This window comes from Hymenobacter jeollabukensis (genome assembly GCF_005771675.1).
Classification (GTDB): Bacteria; Bacteroidota; Bacteroidia; order Cytophagales; family Hymenobacteraceae; genus Solirubrum; species Solirubrum jeollabukense.
This window is the reverse complement of the sequence record NZ_VAJM01000002.1, coordinates 481,513-498,163: the sequence shown is the minus strand read 5'-3', so window position 1 is coordinate 498,163 and position 16,651 is coordinate 481,513. Positions and strand designations below refer to the sequence as shown.

Annotated in this window: 18 protein-coding genes; 11 read left to right on the top strand and 7 right to left on the bottom strand. The window is 63.2% G+C overall.

Annotation, left to right across the window (positions count from 1 at the left end):
• Positions 1-28: 28 nt before the first annotated feature.
• Together FDY95_RS06210 and lipB are read right to left on the bottom strand one after the other, a co-directional pair.
• Positions 29-445: a hypothetical protein gene (locus tag FDY95_RS06210; protein ID WP_138075883.1), complete on the bottom strand. Its 417-nt coding sequence runs from the start codon at positions 443-445 to the stop codon at positions 29-31.
• Positions 446-502: 57 nt separating this feature from the next.
• Complete coding sequence (gene lipB, locus FDY95_RS06205; RefSeq protein WP_138075882.1) at positions 503-1,306, bottom strand: lipoyl(octanoyl) transferase LipB; 804 nt, start codon at positions 1,304-1,306, stop codon at positions 503-505.
• A 135-nt stretch (positions 1,307-1,441) separates the two neighbouring features.
• Between lipB and FDY95_RS26225 the strand changes: the two genes are divergently transcribed.
• Positions 1,442-1,795, top strand: coding sequence for a YraN family protein (locus FDY95_RS26225; RefSeq protein WP_171025554.1), 354 nt, complete (start codon positions 1,442-1,444; stop codon positions 1,793-1,795).
• Positions 1,796-1,892: 97 nt separating this feature from the next.
• Here FDY95_RS26225 and FDY95_RS06195 read toward each other — a convergent pair whose 3' ends face one another.
• The 3 genes from FDY95_RS06195 to FDY95_RS06185 all read right to left on the bottom strand — a co-directional run bounded on the left by FDY95_RS06195 (position 1,893) and on the right by FDY95_RS06185 (position 5,569).
• The gene (locus FDY95_RS06195; RefSeq protein ID WP_138075880.1) at positions 1,893-2,864 is read right to left on the bottom strand and encodes a toxin-antitoxin system YwqK family antitoxin; all 972 of its coding nucleotides are present in this window, start codon (positions 2,862-2,864) and stop codon (positions 1,893-1,895) included.
• Between the two features lie 228 nt (positions 2,865-3,092).
• The gene (gene htpG / locus FDY95_RS06190; RefSeq protein ID WP_138075879.1) at positions 3,093-4,925 is read right to left on the bottom strand and encodes a molecular chaperone HtpG; all 1,833 of its coding nucleotides are present in this window, start codon (positions 4,923-4,925) and stop codon (positions 3,093-3,095) included.
• A 203-nt stretch (positions 4,926-5,128) separates the two neighbouring features.
• Positions 5,129-5,569, bottom strand: coding sequence for a hypothetical protein (locus FDY95_RS06185; protein WP_138075878.1), 441 nt, complete (start codon positions 5,567-5,569; stop codon positions 5,129-5,131).
• 412 nt (positions 5,570-5,981) lie between these two features.
• Here FDY95_RS06185 and FDY95_RS06180 point away from each other — a divergent pair, with 412 nt between their 5' ends.
• From FDY95_RS06180 to FDY95_RS06135, 10 genes are all read left to right on the top strand, one after another.
• On the top strand, positions 5,982-6,323 hold the full coding sequence (locus FDY95_RS06180) for a hypothetical protein (protein WP_138075877.1): 342 nt from the start codon (positions 5,982-5,984) through the stop codon (positions 6,321-6,323).
• Positions 6,324-6,674: 351 nt separating this feature from the next.
• Positions 6,675-9,146 (top strand): TonB-dependent receptor, encoded by a 2,472-nt coding sequence (locus FDY95_RS06175; RefSeq protein ID WP_138075876.1) that lies wholly within the window; start codon positions 6,675-6,677, stop codon positions 9,144-9,146.
• A 46-nt stretch (positions 9,147-9,192) separates the two neighbouring features.
• The gene (locus FDY95_RS06170) at positions 9,193-10,014 is read left to right on the top strand and encodes a GldM family protein (RefSeq protein ID WP_171025553.1); all 822 of its coding nucleotides are present in this window, start codon (positions 9,193-9,195) and stop codon (positions 10,012-10,014) included.
• Positions 10,015-10,104: 90 nt separating this feature from the next.
• Positions 10,105-11,049, top strand: a complete 945-nt coding sequence (locus FDY95_RS06165; protein WP_138075874.1) for a cation diffusion facilitator family transporter — start codon at positions 10,105-10,107, stop codon at positions 11,047-11,049.
• A 7-nt stretch (positions 11,050-11,056) separates the two neighbouring features.
• Entirely contained in the window at positions 11,057-11,626 is a 570-nt protein-coding gene (locus FDY95_RS06160) for a hypothetical protein (protein WP_138075873.1), read from the top strand.
• 77 nt (positions 11,627-11,703) lie between these two features.
• Complete coding sequence (locus FDY95_RS06155; RefSeq protein ID WP_138075872.1) at positions 11,704-12,984, top strand: MFS transporter; 1,281 nt, start codon at positions 11,704-11,706, stop codon at positions 12,982-12,984.
• Between the two features lie 77 nt (positions 12,985-13,061).
• A complete protein-coding gene (locus tag FDY95_RS06150) occupies positions 13,062-13,343 on the top strand; it encodes a hypothetical protein (protein ID WP_138075871.1) in 282 nt (93 codons plus the stop codon).
• 49 nt (positions 13,344-13,392) lie between these two features.
• Positions 13,393-13,836: a DUF6526 family protein gene (locus tag FDY95_RS06145; RefSeq protein ID WP_138075870.1), complete on the top strand. Its 444-nt coding sequence runs from the start codon at positions 13,393-13,395 to the stop codon at positions 13,834-13,836.
• 112 nt (positions 13,837-13,948) lie between these two features.
• The gene (locus tag FDY95_RS06140) at positions 13,949-14,251 is read left to right on the top strand and encodes a DUF4286 family protein (protein WP_138075869.1); all 303 of its coding nucleotides are present in this window, start codon (positions 13,949-13,951) and stop codon (positions 14,249-14,251) included.
• Positions 14,252-14,353: 102 nt separating this feature from the next.
• Positions 14,354-15,610, top strand: coding sequence for a sterol desaturase family protein (locus FDY95_RS06135; RefSeq protein WP_138075868.1), 1,257 nt, complete (start codon positions 14,354-14,356; stop codon positions 15,608-15,610).
• Between the two features lie 19 nt (positions 15,611-15,629).
• Here FDY95_RS06135 and FDY95_RS06130 read toward each other — a convergent pair whose 3' ends face one another.
• Entirely contained in the window at positions 15,630-16,148 is a 519-nt protein-coding gene (locus tag FDY95_RS06130; RefSeq protein WP_138075867.1) for a GNAT family N-acetyltransferase, read from the bottom strand.
• A gap of 160 nt (positions 16,149-16,308) precedes the next feature.
• Positions 16,309-16,539, bottom strand: coding sequence for a hypothetical protein (locus FDY95_RS06125; protein ID WP_138075866.1), 231 nt, complete (start codon positions 16,537-16,539; stop codon positions 16,309-16,311).
• Positions 16,540-16,651: the final 112 nt, after the last annotated feature.

Below are 16,651 nucleotides of genomic sequence, written 5' to 3'. Positions count from 1 at the left end.
CGGAACTGCAAACGAAGCCGGACGCCCGTTAGCTGTGCAGCACGCCTTCGCGCCCGAGCAGCCCGATGGAAATCAGGTTGTCGGCCACGATGGAATCGGGCACGAAGATGAATTTCTTGTCGAAAATCTGCCCGTCGCGGTAGTAGCTGATCCAGTACTGGTTGTTGAGGTGAAACAGCGCCGGGTCGATGGGCTCGACGGGCACGGCCGACTGGGCGGCCACTTCGGGGAAGTGGTGACGCAGGGTGGAAGTGCGCACGGTGTGGCCCTCGGCGTCGAGGCCGTAGCCGTTGGAGCTGACGATGACGTTGTCCAACGCAAACCGGTTGTGGTTGAGCAGGTATACCAGCCAGCCGGCTTTGCCGGCTTCCACGGCGGCGGCCTCATCGGGGACGATGGCCACGGCCACGCCTTCTACGGGGTCAAAATTGATGTCTGCTTTCATGCGGGGCTGCTCTGAATGGTTCTGCTGAGCAGGCTCTAAATGGGCCGAAGCCCGGAATTATTCAACGATTTCAGCTTGGAGGAGTTCGGCCAGGTGCCCGAGCAGCCGGTCTTCTACTTCGCGCAACGGCACTTCGCGGCCCAACTCCCGCGCCAGCGAGGTGACATCCTTGTCGGTGATGCCGCAGGGCACGATGTGGCCGAAGTAGCTGAGGTTGGTGTTGACGTTCAGGGCAAAGCCGTGCATGGTCACCCAGCGGCTGCACTTCACACCCATGGCGCAGATTTTCCGCGGGTTGGGGGCGCCTTCCTCAAAATCGAGCCAGACACCGGTGAGGCCGGCAATGCGGCCCGCCAAGAGGCCGTAGTCGGCCAGCAGACGGATGACGGCTTCTTCGAGCGTGCGCAGGTAGAAGTGAATGTCGGGCCGGAAGTTATCGAGGTCGAGGATGGGGTAGCCGACGAGCTGGCCGGGGCCGTGGTAGGTGATGTCGCCGCCGCGGTTGATGCGGTGAAACGTGGCACCGTGGGCTTCCAGGGCCGCTTCGTCGAGCAGCAAGTGTTCGGGCTTGCCGCTTTTGCCGAGGGTGTACACGTGCGGATGCTCGCAGAGCAGCAGGTGGTTGGGCGTGGCTTCGGGAGCCGCGCCGCTGGCTTCGCCCTGGCGGTTGCGCGTTTTGATGGCTACGGTGGCGGCCAGCAACTCCTCCTGCTGGTCCCAGGTGGGCACGTAGGCCACATGGCCCAGGCGCTGCACCAGCACGCGGCGGTTGGCACCGGCAATCGGGGCAAATTCGGGGGTAGCCTCAGCGGCGGCGGGCACCACGGGCTGCACGCAGGCAGAGAGGAAGTCGGTTTCCATGAAAAGCAAAATTACGAAACCCAAACCATCGGCGTCGGCAGCTGGTTCGCAGAGGCCGTTGGCCGGTGCTGCAGCACGTCGGCGCCGGCTCGGGCAAAAACGCTAGTTTCCGGCCGGATCTACCCGCCTGATGCTATGCCCTCCCCTACCCTCGGTGCTGCCGGCGAACAGGCCGCGGCCGATTATTACGCGGCCCGCGGCTACACCGTGGCCGCGCGCAACTACCGCGCCGGCCGAGCCGAAATCGACCTGATTGTGCAGCAACCGCAGCCGCCGCGCCTGGTATTCGTGGAAGTGAAGGTGCGCACGGACCTGCGCTATGGCTACCCCGAAGAGTTTGTAACGCCGGCCCAGCAGAAGCGCATCCGCCGGGCCGCCGAGCAGTTCATTCTCCGCCACGACTGGCAGCACGACATCCGTTTCGACATCCTGAGCCTCACGCCCAACTCCCAGGGCTTCCGCATCGACGCGTTCGAGGACGCGTTTTAAATGAATGTGCTGATGTAGGAATGTGCTGATGTGCTAATGGTCGTTCATCGGGTCCATTAGCACATCAGCACATTCAACCACATCAGCACATTAAAATTCAGTTCCGGCGGGGCTGACTGGGGTTCTTGGCGTCGGCTTCGCGCTTGTCGAGCTTGTCCTTCTCGTAGATGAGTACGCCGTTGCGGTTGTACTCCTTCAGCAGCACCGGCTCGGTTTCGGGCTCGTAGCCCGATTCGCCGTACTCGTACTCGTAGTGGCGGCGGCTGCGGAAGCCCCAGTATTTGGTCCACAGGCCCACTTTTTTGCCGTTTTCGAACTGCCCGTGCCAGTCGGGCTGGCCGTCGTTCTTGAAGCTCATGTACTCGCCTTCCAGCTTGCCGTCGATGTAGGGCACCACCTCTTTGACCATGGTGTTGCCGCCGTCGTAGTAGCTGATGTTGGCGTCGCGCGGGAAGCCCTGCTCGTAGTGGATCTTGCTGATGAGGATGTTATCCTTGTTGAACCGCTCCCAGCGCAGGTGGCGCGTGCCGATGTAGTAGAAACCCGTTTCGATGACCTTGCCGCCCTGCATCTTCTTGTAGGGCCCATGCAGGATTTTGTACTTCGACAGGTCGATTTCGGCCAGGGTCGCGGTTTTCTCCAGGCGCTTCTTGACGGGGTTGAACAGCCACTTGGTCGGCGCGTACTGGTTGGGCTGCTTGGGCGTCTTCAGGTAATAGAAGATTTCAATGACCTGGTTGCGCCCCTTTGGCCCCGATTTGGTGTAACCCTTCTTGATCCGCTCCCCCATGAAGATTTTCTTTTTCTTCTTGGTCAGCGACTTGCGCTGCTCGGCCTTTTCCTTTTCCAGGGCCTTGCGCTGCTCTTCCTTGCTGAGCTTTTTGGCAGTGCTCAGCGAGGGCGCATTGGTGGTGTCGCGGGCGGTAGCGAGGGTATCACGGCCAGCGGCGAGGCTGGCCGTGGCCGGAGCTTCGGGCTTGCTGTTGAAGGAAACCGTTTTTTTGGCGCAGGCGCTGAGCAGCAGGAAGGGCAGCAGCAACAGCGTGGGCGACAGACGGAACAAACGCATCGGCAAGGGCAGGCAGGGGTTCTGGAGAGCGAAACGTAAATATAGGACCGGATAGTGCCCTGCGGTGAGGTGGTGAAATAGTGAACTGGTGAGTTTGATGTGCTAACGGCCCCCAAATGCGCAAACGGCCCTGACAACCGAAGCTGCCAGGGCCGCCTGACCTGATGGTGCCGAAAGGTGCCGCCGGAACGACAAACTCACCAGTTCACCACCTCACTATTTCACCGTCTATTCGGCCGCCAGCAGTTCGGCGCTGCGCTTCACGAACTGGGTCAGGGCCTCACCTTTCAGCATGCCTTGCGCCAGCAGGGCCAGGTCGAAAGCCTGCTTGGCCAGCTTGGTGGCGGCTTCGCCTTCGAGCTTGAGCACGCGCTGGGCCACGGCGCTGTTGGCGTTGATGCTCACGGTGTAGCTGTCGGGGAAGGAGCCGAACATGGCCATGCCACCGCCGCCACCCACGCGCTGCATGTCCTTCATGCGGCGCATGAACTCGGGAAGGGTGATGATAACCGGCGCATCCTGCGGCGACAGGGCTTCCACCTGCACCTGCATGGCGGGGTTGCTGATGGCCTGCGCAAATAGCTCCTGCAGCTTGGTTTTCTCCTCGTCCGACAGCACGCTCTCGGTCGTCTCGTCCTTCTCAATGAGCTTGCCCACCGTCTCCGCGTCGACGCGCTTGAAGGTGGTTTTCTCCAGCTTCTGCTCCAGCTGCCCGATAAAGTGCGAATCGAGCGGGCCGTCGAGCTTGAGCACGTCGTAGCCGCGCTCCTGGGCCGCTACCACGTAGGCGTGCTGGGCTTCGGGGTCGGTGGTGTAGAGCAGCACGGTCTGGCCATTCTTGTCCTGCTGGTTGGCCTGCACCTGCTCCCGGTACTCATTGATGGTGGCAAACTTGCCGTCGACGCTCTGCAGCAGGGCGAAGTCCTTGGCGCGGTCGTAGAACTTCTCGTCCGACAGCATACCATACTTGATGAACAGGCCGATGTCCGACCATTTTTCCTCGAAGCCCGCGCGGTCCTTGCGGAAGATTTCGGCCAGCTTGTCGGCCACCTTCTTGGTGACGTACTGATTGATTTTCCGCACGTTACCGTCGGCCTGCAGGAAGCTACGCGATACGTTCAGCGGAATATCGGGCGAGTCGAGCACGCCGTGGAGCAGCATCAGGAACTCGGGCACCACGTCCTTCACCTCGTCGGTGATGAACACCTGGCGGGAGTAGAGTTGAATCTTGTTGCGCTGCAGCTGCAGCTCGTCCTTCACCTTCGGGAAGTACAGGATGCCCGTCAGGTTGAAGGGGTAATCCACATTGAGGTGAATCCAGAACAGCGGCGGCTCGGAGAAGGGGTACAGCGTCTGGTAGAACTGCACGTAATCCTCGTCGGTGAGGTCGGCGGGCTGCTTGGTCCACAAGGGCTGGGTCTGGTTGATAACCTCGCCTTCGAACTCGGTGGGAATCGGCAGGAACTTGCAGTACTTGTCCAGAATGCCGCGCAGCCGGGCCGTTTCCAGGAACTCGTCCGAATCCTCGGCAACGTGCAGCACCACGTCGGTGCCGCGCTCCTGCTTGTCGGTGGTTTCGATGGTGTAGGCGGTGCTGCCGTCGCAGGTCCAATGGGCGCCCTCGGTGCCTTCCTTGTAGCTTTTGGAGAAAATTTCAACCTCCTTGGCCACCATGAAGGCCGAGTAGAAGCCCAGGCCGAACTGCCCGATAATCTGGTCTTTAGCGTTGGCGTCCTTGTCCTTGTATTTCTCTACGAACTCGGTGGCGCCGGAAAAGGCAATCTGGTTGATGTATTTCTTGATTTCCTCGGCCGTCATGCCGATGCCGCGGTCCGAGATGGTGATGGTGCGGGCTTCCTTGTCCACGCTCACCGTCACTTTTAGCTCCCCGGCTTCGCCCTGGTACTCGCCCAGCTGCGCCAGGCTCTTGAGCTTCTGCGTGGCGTCGACGGCGTTGCTGACCAGCTCCCGGAGGAAGATTTCGTGGTCGGAGTACAGGAATTTCTTGATGATGGGGAAGATATTCTCGGTGTGAATCGAGATGCTGCCGGTTTCCTGCATGGCGGGTAGAAATTGAGTTAGGGAGAAAGGTCAGGGAAAACGAAACGGCCCGGCCGCCCGCGGGGAGCAGCCGGGCCGTCGGGCCGGTGTCAAATCGTATTCCACTCAACCTGCACCGCCCCCGGAACTGCCACGCTGGCAGACTTCCGGTCGTAACGGGACGCCTGCGGCCGCCAAAACTGCCGCCCGCGCCGCTATAACCTTCAAGCGACCATGCGCGAGGTGACGGGCATGGCCGGTAAGCCGGTGGGGTTGATGAGCCAGTCCAGGGCCGCCACGGAATCGGAGAAGAACTGGATGTCGAAGCGCAGATGGTGCTGGCCCTGGTGCAGTAGCGTTTCGGCCGCCAGCTGGTTGTACACGTTGGGGCTGAGCACCAGCGCCAGCTGCCGCAGGTGGGTGAGCGGCGCCAGCGTGGGCAGCACTTCGTCGCTAAGCCAGATCTGGTCTTCGAGGCCGAGATTGGGCAGGCCGTTCAGGTCAATCACCCACGACTCGATGGCGTGCTGGTGCAGCAGGTGCTGCACGAACTCCACGGCGGGCCGAAAGCGGTGCATGTTGTGCTGACCGCGCCAGCGGTGGTAGAGCAGGCGCAGCGCGGGGTCGTGAAACAGGACGAGCGAATCGAAGTGGAGCGAGGTCATCAGCACGAAGTCAGTCGGTTAGATGACCCGAAGTAAGATTCGTGCCAAATCCCGATCTGGGAGACTCGGTTGACGGACTGGTTTCCTCGCTGAACGTAGCGCCAAGCTATGCGAACGGACGCGCGGGCTGTTTCAGACGAACAGGGCTTCGGCCGGCTTGTCGGTGCTGGCCGGGGCGGTCTTCTTGGGCCGGATCTGCTGGGCGAGCTGCTGCAGGGTGCGGAGTAGGATTCGTTTCATGGGTGGGATGGGGTGAAAAGGTGGTACGATGCGTTGAATAAGTTACGTAAAAACCAGGGCATTTCGTTGTCGCTGCCGCAGGTGCAACGTTGCGGGCCGTCCGGTGTTTTTGCCCTCCGGTTTGGCCGCTTGGCGCCCGCGTCCGTACTTAGCCCCGACTTCAGCCCTGCTCATGCGCGACTTTCGCACCCAACTAGCCACTTTGCTGCTGCTCTGCTTCGTGCGGGTGCTGCTGCCGGAGTCGGCTATTCTGGCGCTGCACCGCCACGCGCACACCGAGAAGGAGGAAGCCCGGCTGCCCGCCCACCACGGCGACAAGGCCGTGCTCAGCACCAAGCACCAGCACTGCCCCGTCGACCATCTGTACGACGTGCCGTTTCAGCCTGCGGCGGAGCTGGTGGGGCCCACCGCGTTTTACACCTACGCCCGGCCCGAAGGCGAGGCCCGGCAATCGGTGTGGGCGGCTACGGCGCCCGCCCCGGCCTGGCTGCGCGGCCCGCCGGCCCGGGCCTGATTGTGTTGCTATTCTCCGTGATTAGCGCCGGCTGAGGCCCGTTAGCGGGTCTTCGGCCGTGGCCGCGTGGTCGGCCGTTTGGGGCCTTGCGGCCCCGTTGTGTCGGTTTTCAGCCAATTGAACGGCTGCCGACCGCGCCATTTCCACCTGCGTTTGCCTGGCCTGAACGGCCACAGCGCGCCCCCGTTTTTTTTCTGGTTGCACCCCGCTGCCGACCAGCGCCCGTCCTGCTCCATGTGGTTTGGTTATGGAGTTGCCGCGGAAGGCGCTGGGCGCTGTCTGGCGCTTTCCTTCCCGCGGCTTCGCCGGCCGGGTGTGCCCTCTCCCCTTCTTTTCGAATTTCCGACTGATATGTCCCGTTTGCTGCTGCTTTCGGCCTGCCTGCTAGTGCCTTCTCTCACCTGGGCCCAATCGGCCCCGGCTACCACGCCGCGCGCCGCCGCGGCCGTCACCCTCACCGGCCGCGTCGTCGACCAGACGACCCAGCAGCCGGTGCCCGGCGTGACGCTGCTCTTCCCCGACCTCAAACAGGGCACCGCCACCGACGCCGACGGCCGCTTCAGCTTCCAGAATCTGCCGCGCGGCCGCTTTCTGGTGCAGATCCGCAGCCTGGGCTACGGCACGCTGGTGCGCACCGTGGACACCGGCAGCGGGCAGCCGCTGGATGTTGCCCTCGCACCGGCCGTAACCGAGCTGGGCCAGGTGGTCGTCACGGGCGTGTCGGCTTCCACCGAGCTGCGCCGCTCCCCGGTGCCCACCACCGTCATCGATAAGGACGAGCTGAACCAGCACGCCAGCTCCAACGTCATCGATGCCATTGCCCACACGCCGGGGGTCAACCAGATTACCACCGGCGCGGCCATCAGCAAGCCGGTCATCCGGGGGCTGAGTTCCAACCGCGTCATCACCCTGAACAACGGCGCCAAGCAGGAAGGCCAGCAGTGGGGCGACGAGCACGGCATCGAAATCGACGAGTACAGCATCGACCGGGCCGAAATCATCAAGGGCCCCGGCTCTTTGTTGTATGGCTCCGATGGTATGGCCGGCGTCGTCAACTTCGTGGCGCCCGACCCGGTGGACAACGGCCGCGTGGTGGGCTCCGTCACGGCCAACTACCAGACCAACAACCGACTGCAGGGCTATTCGCTGATGAACGCCGGCAACCGCAATGGCTTCAACTGGCTGGTGCGCGGCTCGGGCAAGGTGGCCGGCGACTACCGCAACCGCTACGACGGGCGGGTGTACAACTCCGGCTTTCGGGAGCTGAACGGCAGCGGCTACGTGGGCCTCAACAAAAGCTGGGGCTACTCGCACCTGACGGTCAGCACCTTCAACCAGCAGCTGGGCCTGATCGAAGGCGCCCGCGACTCGGCCACGGGCCGCTTCGTGCAGGAATACGCCGTGGGCAACGACGCGGTGAGTAGCCGCTTGGTTGACCGCAACGCGTTCCGCGGCTACGGCCTCGACGTGCCCCGGCAGCAGATCAACCACCTGCGCATCGGCACCGACAACAACTTCATCCTCGGCCAGTCGCGCCTGACCCTGAACGTGGGCTGGCAGCAGAACCTGCGCCGCGAATTTGGCGACGTGCTGGCCGCTGACGAGCCCAGCCTGTACTTCCAGCTACGCACCCTGGACTACGCCGCGCGCTACTTTCTGCCTGAGCTGAGCGGCTGGAACACTACCGTGGGGGTGAGCGGCATGCGCCAGGAAAACCAGAACCTGGGCGCGGAATTCCTGATTCCGGCCTACCAGCTGTTCGACGGCGGCGTGTTCGGCGTGACCAAGCGCACCTTCGGCCGCCTCGACGTGAGCGGGGGCCTGCGCCTCGACCAGCGCCGCATCACGGCCGACGCGCTGTGGCTGAGCGAGCAGGAAGAGCCGGTGCCGGGCGGCACGCCCAATGCCGAGCAGAAGTTCGCCGCCTTCCAGAACACTTACCGCAACTGGTCCGGCAGCCTGGGCGGGGCCTTCAGCCTGACCGATGACCTGGTGCTCAAGGCCAACGTGTCGCGGGGCTTCCGGGCCCCGAACATTGCCGAGCTGGGCTCAAACGGCGTGCACGAGGGCACCACGCGCTACGAAATCGGCAACCCGGGCCTCAAGGCGGAAACCAGCCTGCAGTCGGACCTGGGGCTGAGCTTGAACACCGAGCACGTCACCTTCAGCGTCGACGGCTTCGACAACCGCATCCAGAACTTCATCTTCCCGCGCCGCATCGCGGGCGCGGCCGGCGGCGACTCCACCCGCGTCAACCCCGAGGATGGCGAGGAGTACCGCGTGTTCGTGTACGGGCAGAGCCCGGCCAACCTCTACGGCGGCGAAGTGACGGTGGACCTGCACCCGCACCCGCTGGACTGGCTGCACTTCGAAAACTCGTTTTCCATGGTCCGCTCGCGCCGCCTGGGCCAGAGCGAGGGCGAAAAGTGGCTGCCCTTCACCCCCGCCGACCGGCTGCAGTCGGAGCTGCGGGTGAACTTCCGCAAGGTGGCCGGCCTCTCCTCGCTGGCCAACGTGTACGCCCGCGCCGGGCTGGAGCACAACTTCGCCCAGCGCCGCGTCTTCGGCGCCTTCGACACCGAAACGCCCACCGACGCCTACACGCTCGTCAATCTGGGCGCCGGCACCGACTTCGTCACCAGCAAGGGCCGCACGGTGGCCTCGGTGCTGGTGTCGGTCAATAACGTATTCGACGTGGCCTACCAGAACCACCTGAGCCGCCTGAAGTACACCGACGTGAACAACGTGACCGGCCGCACGGGCGTGTTCAACCAGGGCCGCAACGTGAGCTTGAAGCTGCTGGTGCCGCTGTCGTTCAACTAAGCGCGGCACGACTACCGGCGGCGCTTACCTTTAGGCTATGCCAGAAATGCACCCTGTACGAAGAGCCGTCTGCGGGCTGCTGCTCAGCCTGGGCACCAGCGGGCTGCTGGCCCCGACCGTGCTGGCGCAAACCAAGGTGCAGGTGGCTCCTAATCCGCAGGAAAGGCCTCCCCAACAGGTCTGGGACTACGCGAAACCAAGGCGGTATTCGTCATCACCGCAGGTATTAAACGGGCTCTGGGTGCCGGAGTGGGCGCTGCAACCCGATTCCTGTGAACTGCTGCTGAATTGTCTGCACTCGTTTACCGCGCCGCAATTACTGCCCGGCAATCGGCCCCGGTTGCGGTTCGTGGCGTCGGGAGCTACCGTCACGTTCACCACCGGCGACAAGTCCATGCTCATCGTGCCCTTCGCCGACCCCGTTATCCTCCGGGCTTACCAGGGGCAGAAGCTGGTTTTCACGCACCGGTTTCGGGTCTTTTTGCTGCCTCCACCAACTGTAGTGTGTACGCTTAGCAACGCGGATCAACAGCTGGAGCAGTTCCGGCTGACCGAACGAACTGTCTCACTCAGAGCCCGGCCCAACGAGATGTTAGCCGTGTTTCTGCCCGGAGATGCCCGGTACCGGGTTTCGCAGGCCGAAATCAGCCTGCGCCGGGCCAACGAGCCGGTGGGCCAATCGATAATGGTGGTCGTGCCGTCTGCCCAGGCCACCACCAGCCCCGCCATCAGCCTTGCGCCACTCGGGGCTGAGGCCCGGCCCGGTGATGAGCTGCTGATTCGGGTGCAGCAGCTGCAGCGCAAGAACTTCAATGACCAGGTAGAAGAGGTCAGCTTCAACCAGCAGTACACGATTCCGCTACGGTAGCGCCTGAGCTTTAGGGGTGCGGCCCCAACTGGTGCTGCACCCCTAAGCCCTGGCTCTACGTTGTAGAATTGTTTCAACGCCTCCGCCCTCATGCCGCACGACCATAGCCACTCCCACGCCGGCCACGACCACGGCGCCGGCGGCCACCACCACGGCCCGGCCGACCTGGAAAACGTGGGCCGCTCCTTCGGCTGGGGCATTGCTCTGAACCTGGCCTTCGTGGCCGCCGAAGCTACCGGCGGCTGGTGGGCCAACTCCTCGGCCCTGCTCTCCGACGCCGGCCACAACCTTTCCGACGTGCTCAGCCTGGCCCTGGCCTGGGGCGCCATGCTCATCGGCAAGCGGCCCAGCTCGGCGCGCTACACCTACGGCTTCAAGGGCCTCAGCATTCAGGCCGCGCTGCTGAACGCGGCCCTGCTCTACCTCGCGCTGGGCGTGATTCTGTGGGAAACCATCGACCACCTCCGCCATCCCGCGCCGGTCAATGGCCAGCTGGTGATGCTGCTGGCCGGAGCAGGTATCGTGGTTAATGGCTTCACGGCCTGGCTGTTCAGCCGCGGGCAGCAGGGCGACGTGAACGTGCGCGGGGCCTACCTGCACATGCTCACCGACGCGCTGGTGTCGGTGGGCGTGGTGGTGGGCGGGGCGCTGGTGTACTTCACCGGCTGGCTCTGGCTCGACCCGGCCATCAGCTTTGTCATCCTGGCCATTGTGGGCGTCAGCTCCTGGGGCCTGCTGCGCGAAACGGTGCAGCTCAGCCTGCAGGCCGTGCCCACCGGCATCGACCCGGCGGCCGTGCGCCAGTTTCTGCTCACCCAGCCCGGCGTGACGGGTGTGCACGACCTGCACATCTGGCCCCTGAGCACCCGCGACACGGCCCTCACCGCCCACCTCGTGCGCCCCAGCGGCACCGACAGCCATTTCCTGCACGATTTGCAGCACCGCATCCAGGACGAGTTCAACATCGGCCACATCACCGTGCAGATCGAGCCCGGCGCCTGCACCCACGAGAGCTGCGACGCGGCGCATCCGTAGCAATTTCATGAAGCGCTATTCCCTTAGCAGCTTGCTCCTCTACTTATTCCTTGGGCTAAGCGGCTGTTCCACCCCAAATACTGAAAGTCAGGCTTCGCGTTTTAAAATCTTCGAACTAGGCAAAGCCACTCTACAACTGTCATCAGACTGGCGGCTTTTAGATACAACAACAGCTCATGTGTCGCCACATGAGGGCCGTGTTTATATCCTGCAAAATACCCATTCACCCCATTATGACTACCGCGAAATGTTTACTGTCGATTTCATCAGCGCACGAGGAGCGTACTCTTTAACTAAAATGGGGGGTGCTTACGCGGATTTTCTGCGTGAGACAGTTGATGACGTTCAAATAAACAGCATCAGAGACACCATTATCAATGGCAGGCCTTTCCAAGTAATGCCGTGTTCCTTCACGCTGAAATACTCTAAAATACAGCTAATTAGCACTATTGCCTTCACTGGAAGCCGCACGCAAATTGTGACGATGGCTGGCACTGCCGTCAAAGGCTCGGAAGCGGAAAACCGTAAGAACCGTTCTGTATTTAGGCAAGCCATCTGCTCCTTTACCTGGAAGTAACTCACGGGCTGGAATAGTTGAGAACTAGGCTCCGGTGCGTAAATCTTCGTAACCTGCGCCCCTGATTCCGCTTCTGCATGGCCCTGACCTCTACCCCACCCAATTCTACCCCGCCCAAAACCACCGGCCTGCTCAGCGCCGCCGTGGTGGTAGCCGCCCTCGGCTACTTCGTCGACATCTACGACCTGATTCTGTTCAGCATCGTGCGGGTGGCCAGCCTCAAAGACCTCGGCGTCACGGCGCAGGCCGACATTACCAATGAAGGCACCCACCTGATTTCCATGCAGATGGGTGGCATGCTGCTCGGCGGCATCCTCTGGGGCATCCTGGGCGACAAAAAAGGGCGGCTGTCGGTGCTCTTCGGCTCGATTCTGCTGTACTCGCTGGCCAACATTGCCAACGGCTTCGTGCAGAACATCGAGCAATACGCCTGGCTGCGGCTGATTGCGGGCATCGGGCTGGCCGGGGAGCTGGGCGCGGGCATCACGCTGGTGGCCGAGACGCTGCCCAAAGAAAAGCGCGGCTACGGCACCATGATTGTGGCCACGGTGGGCGTGTCGGGCGCCATGCTGGCCTACTGGGTCGGCGAGGCGCTGGGCTGGCGCAATGCCTACTTCGTGGGCGGCGGGCTGGGTTTGGCCTTGCTGCTGCTCCGCGTGGGCGTGTTCGAGTCGGGCATGTTTGAGCAGGCCAAGCAACAGCAGGGCGTGGACCGCGGCAACTTCCTGGCCCTGTTCACCAACGGTCCGCGGCTGCTCAAGTACCTCAAGTGCCTGCTCATCGGCGTGCCGCTGTGGTTTGTAGTGGGCATCCTGATTACGCTGGCGCCGGAGTTTGGCCGCGCCCTCGGCGTGCAGGGCGAGGTATCGGCCGGCTTGGCGGTGTTCTGGTGCTACTTCGGCCTGGTGTTCGGCGACTTTGCCAGCGGGGCCCTAAGCCAATTGCTGCATAGCCGCAAGCGTGCCCTGCAGCTGTTTCTGCTGATCTGCGGCACGGTGGTAGCGGCCTATTTGTTTATGCTGCGCGGCGCTTCGCCCGAGGCCTTCTACCGCCTGTGCTTCGTAATGGGCATTTCGGTGGGCTTCTGGGCCCTGTTCGTGACGGTGGCGGCCGAGCAGTTCGGCACCAACCTGCGAGCCACTGTGGCTACCACCGCGCCCAACTTCGCCCGCGGCTCGGTGGTGGCGCTGGTGCCCATCTTCAACGGGCTGGCGGCCACGCTCGGCTCGCCCACAGCGCCCAACCTCGTCGGCAGTGGCGCGGTGGTGGGCGCCGTGTCCCTGCTGCTGGCGTTCTGGGCCGTGAGCACCCTGCCCGAAACCTACGGCAAAGACCTCGACTACGTAGAGGTATCATAACGGTATTCCCAAGGCTGGCGGGAACTGCCAGCCGGCCCACCGCGTATTTTAGCTGAACCCTATATTCCACCGTCCCCATGAACAAGCTGTTTCGTCCGCTGATGCTGTTCGGCGGCTTTTGCCTGCTTTCGGCAGCGGCCGTGGCCCAGGTGCCGCCGCCCCCGCCGTCCTCGTCTTCGCCCTCCACCCCGCAGACGCCGCCGCCCAACCAGCCGGCTTCGATGCCGCAGGTGAGCGGGCCGGTGCAAAACGCCTCCCAGGCCAGCAAGGAGCGCGACAAGGCCCAGGAAAACCTGGCCAAAGAGCGGGAACGGGCCGCCCGCGACGAAGAACGGAACCGCAAGCGTGGTCAGAACTAAACCCGGCCTGCCCCTGCTCCACCTCTACTTTTCCTGACCTGCTCTTTGCATGGCCGAAGCCCGCTTCACCCGCCGCTATTACTGGCCGCACCATTTCGTGGCCCTGCCGGCCGCGTTCATCATGCTGCTCTACACCGGCCGCCGCTACTGGGACGTGGCCGGCAACGACTCCGAGGACTCCAGGCAATGGTTCTGTCTGCTGGCCCTGGCGGCGCTGGTGCTCCTCGGCTTGGTACTCTTGCGCCAGCACTACGCCCTCACCCTGCAGGACCGCCTGGCCCGGCTGGAAGTGCGGCAGCGCTACTTCGAGTTGACCGGCCAACGCTTTCAGCCGCTGGAGCAGCAGCTGAGCCTGAGCCAGATTCTGTCCCTGCGCTTCGCCAGCGACGCGGAGCTGCCGACGCTGGCCGCCTCCGTCGTGGCGGAAAAGCTGGCCCCGGCCGATATTCGCGCCCGAATTCAGAATTTCCAACCCGACCCGATGAGGGTCTGATGTTGAAATGGTGAGATGGTGAACTGGTGAATGTTATTCCGCTTGTGCAAGCGGCGCGATTCGCACCATTAGAACATCCAACTCACCACCTCACCATCTCACCATTTCACCAATGATTCTCTACAACGTAACCAGCAGCGTCGACCCGGAAGTGGCCGAGGAATGGGTGGCTTTCATGCGCGACAAGCACATTCCGGACATTATGGCTTCGGGCTTTTTCGTCAAAAGCCAGCTGCTGCGCCTGCTCAACGAGGAAGAAGACGGCTGCACCTACGCGGCGCAGTTCTACTGCCTCAGCACCGAGCAGCTCGACGACTACCAGCAGGTCGTGGCCCCCGGTCTGCGCGCCGACCTGGAAACCCGCTTTCCGGGCCAGTACGTGTCGTTCCGCACCGTGCTGGAGGTGATTGACTGAGGAGGAATTGCTAAATTGTCAAATGGCTAAATGGCTGGTCGTTCTGCGAAACGTTGGAACGGCCGGCCATTTAGTCATTTGATCATTCAGCAATTCAGCTTCATGAACCTGAACCCCATCGTCCTCTCCATCCCGCTGTACTTCGCGCTGATTGGAGCGGAGCTGCTCGTCGAGCGGCTGCAGCACCGGGAGAAATACCGCTTCCACGACGCCGTCACCAACATCAGCTGCGGCGTGACCTCGCAGATTGCGGGCGTGTTCTTGAAAGTGGCGGTGATTGGGGTATACGAGCTGCTATACCAGCACGCCCGGCTGTGGCAGGTGACGCGCACCTGGGCCACCAGCCTGCTGCTCTTCGTGCTGGCCGACCTGTGCTACTACTTCGCCCACCGCTACTCCCACGAAATCAACGTGCTGTGGGGCGGCCACGTGGTGCACCACCAGAGCGAGGACTACAACCTCTCGGTGGCGCTGCGGCAAAGCTCGTTTCAGGGCATGTTCACCTTTGCCTTCTACCTGCCGCTGGCCGTGCTCGGCTTCGAAACGACGTGGTTCGTGTACGTATCGGCCTTGGTGACGCTTTACCAGTTCTGGATTCATACCGAGCTGATTGGCCGGCTCGGGCCGTTGGAATGGGTGCTGAACACGCCCTCGCACCACCGCGTGCACCACGGCCGCAACCCCAAGTACATCGACAGGAACTACGCGGGCACCTTCATCGTGTGGGACCGGCTGTTCGGCACGTTTCAGGCGGAAGAGGAGCGGCCCGTGTACGGCATCACCACGCCGCTGAATTCCTGGAACCCGGTGTGGGCCAACTTCGGTCACTACGCCCAGATGCGGGCGCAGCTGCGCCAGACACCCGGCCTGGGCAACAAGCTGCGGGTGCTATTCGGGCGGCCCGGCTGGCGCCCCGCTGCGCAGGGCGGCCCCTATCCGATTCCCGACGTCGACCCGGCCAACTACCAGAAATACAGCACCACCGCCCCACGTACCGTCAATTGGTACGTCTTCGCGCAGTACGTGGTGCTCATCGGGGTGGCAGCCGTGTTTCTCTTCACCCAGAAAGACATGACTACGCCGCTACGCTGGGCCGTGGCCGGGTGGTGCGTGTGGGCGGCCCTGGCCTGCGGTGCCCTGTTTGAGGCCAAGCCCTGGGGCTACCGACTGGAACCGCTGCGGCTGGCTGCCTCGCTGGCCCTGTTGCTGCTAGCGGCGCGGGGGCAGGGTTGGTTTGGCTGGGCAGCGGCCGGCGGCGCGGCGTACCTGGCCGGCTCGGCGCTGTGGCTGTACTCGTTCCGGCGCGCCTACCAGCTGGCGCAAAGCCGGCAGCCGGCAGCGCAGCTGGAAGTGGCGTAAACGGCGCAACCCGAGCTGATTACAGCTCCACCGCAGCCACTACCGTCGGGTCGCAGGCGTAGGCCTGCAGGTCGGCGGCGGTGAGGTTGCCGTTGTGCCACTCGGGGTCGAGGTTGGCGCCGATGCGCTTGTAGAAGCCAATGGCCGGCTCGTTCCACGCCAGCACCTGCCACTTCAGGCGGTGGGCACCGGTGCGCCGGGCCTCGGCCACCACCGCGTCGAACAGCTTGCGGCCGATGCCGGTGCCGCGGGCGGCTTCGGTCACCACCAGGTCTTCGAGGTAGAGCATGCGGCCCTTCCAAGTGGAATAGGCGGTGTAGAACAGGGCAATGCCCAGGATACCCTGCTCCGCGGTTTCGGCCACGAAAAAGCCGAAAATGGGCTGCGGGCCGAACCCGTCGCGGCGCATATCGGCCAGGGTGTTGGTGACTTCCTCGGGGGCGCGCTCGTACACGGCTAGCTCCACAATCAGCTCGTGGACGCGGGGCAGATCGGCTTCGGTGCCGCGGCGGATGCGCAGGGTGGCGGGAGCAAGCATAGGATAAGGGGGAAATGGTAGTCGCAAAGCTACACGCTGGGCGCCGCTCGGTTTTCACCTGGCTCAGCAGCTTACCCAATGCTGCGCACCGGTAAAAACGCAACGCCCGGCTTTCCGCAGAAAACCGGGCGTTGCGGGCTCGTACAAGCCAAGCCGCAGCCTACATCACCGGCTGCATCTTCTTGATGGTGGTGGTAGCGTTGACGGCGCTGATTTCCTGGGCAGCCTGCTCGGCTGCTACGGCCGCAGAGTCTTTGCCAACGGCAACGGCGGGCAGCTCGGGCAGCTCGGCGGCGGCCATCTGGTCTTTCTTCTCGAAGTCGGGGTTGCTGCAGGCCGATACCGACAGCAGGGCGCCGGCCACAAAGCCGAGCAGGAGCAGGTTTTTCATATCAGAAATGGAAAAGGTCGAGTCAGGGCGCCGGAACGCGGCTGCGAAGATACAACCGCAACGTGAACTGACTTCGCTTACGCTGACTTTCAGTGAACTGATGCGGCCGCGG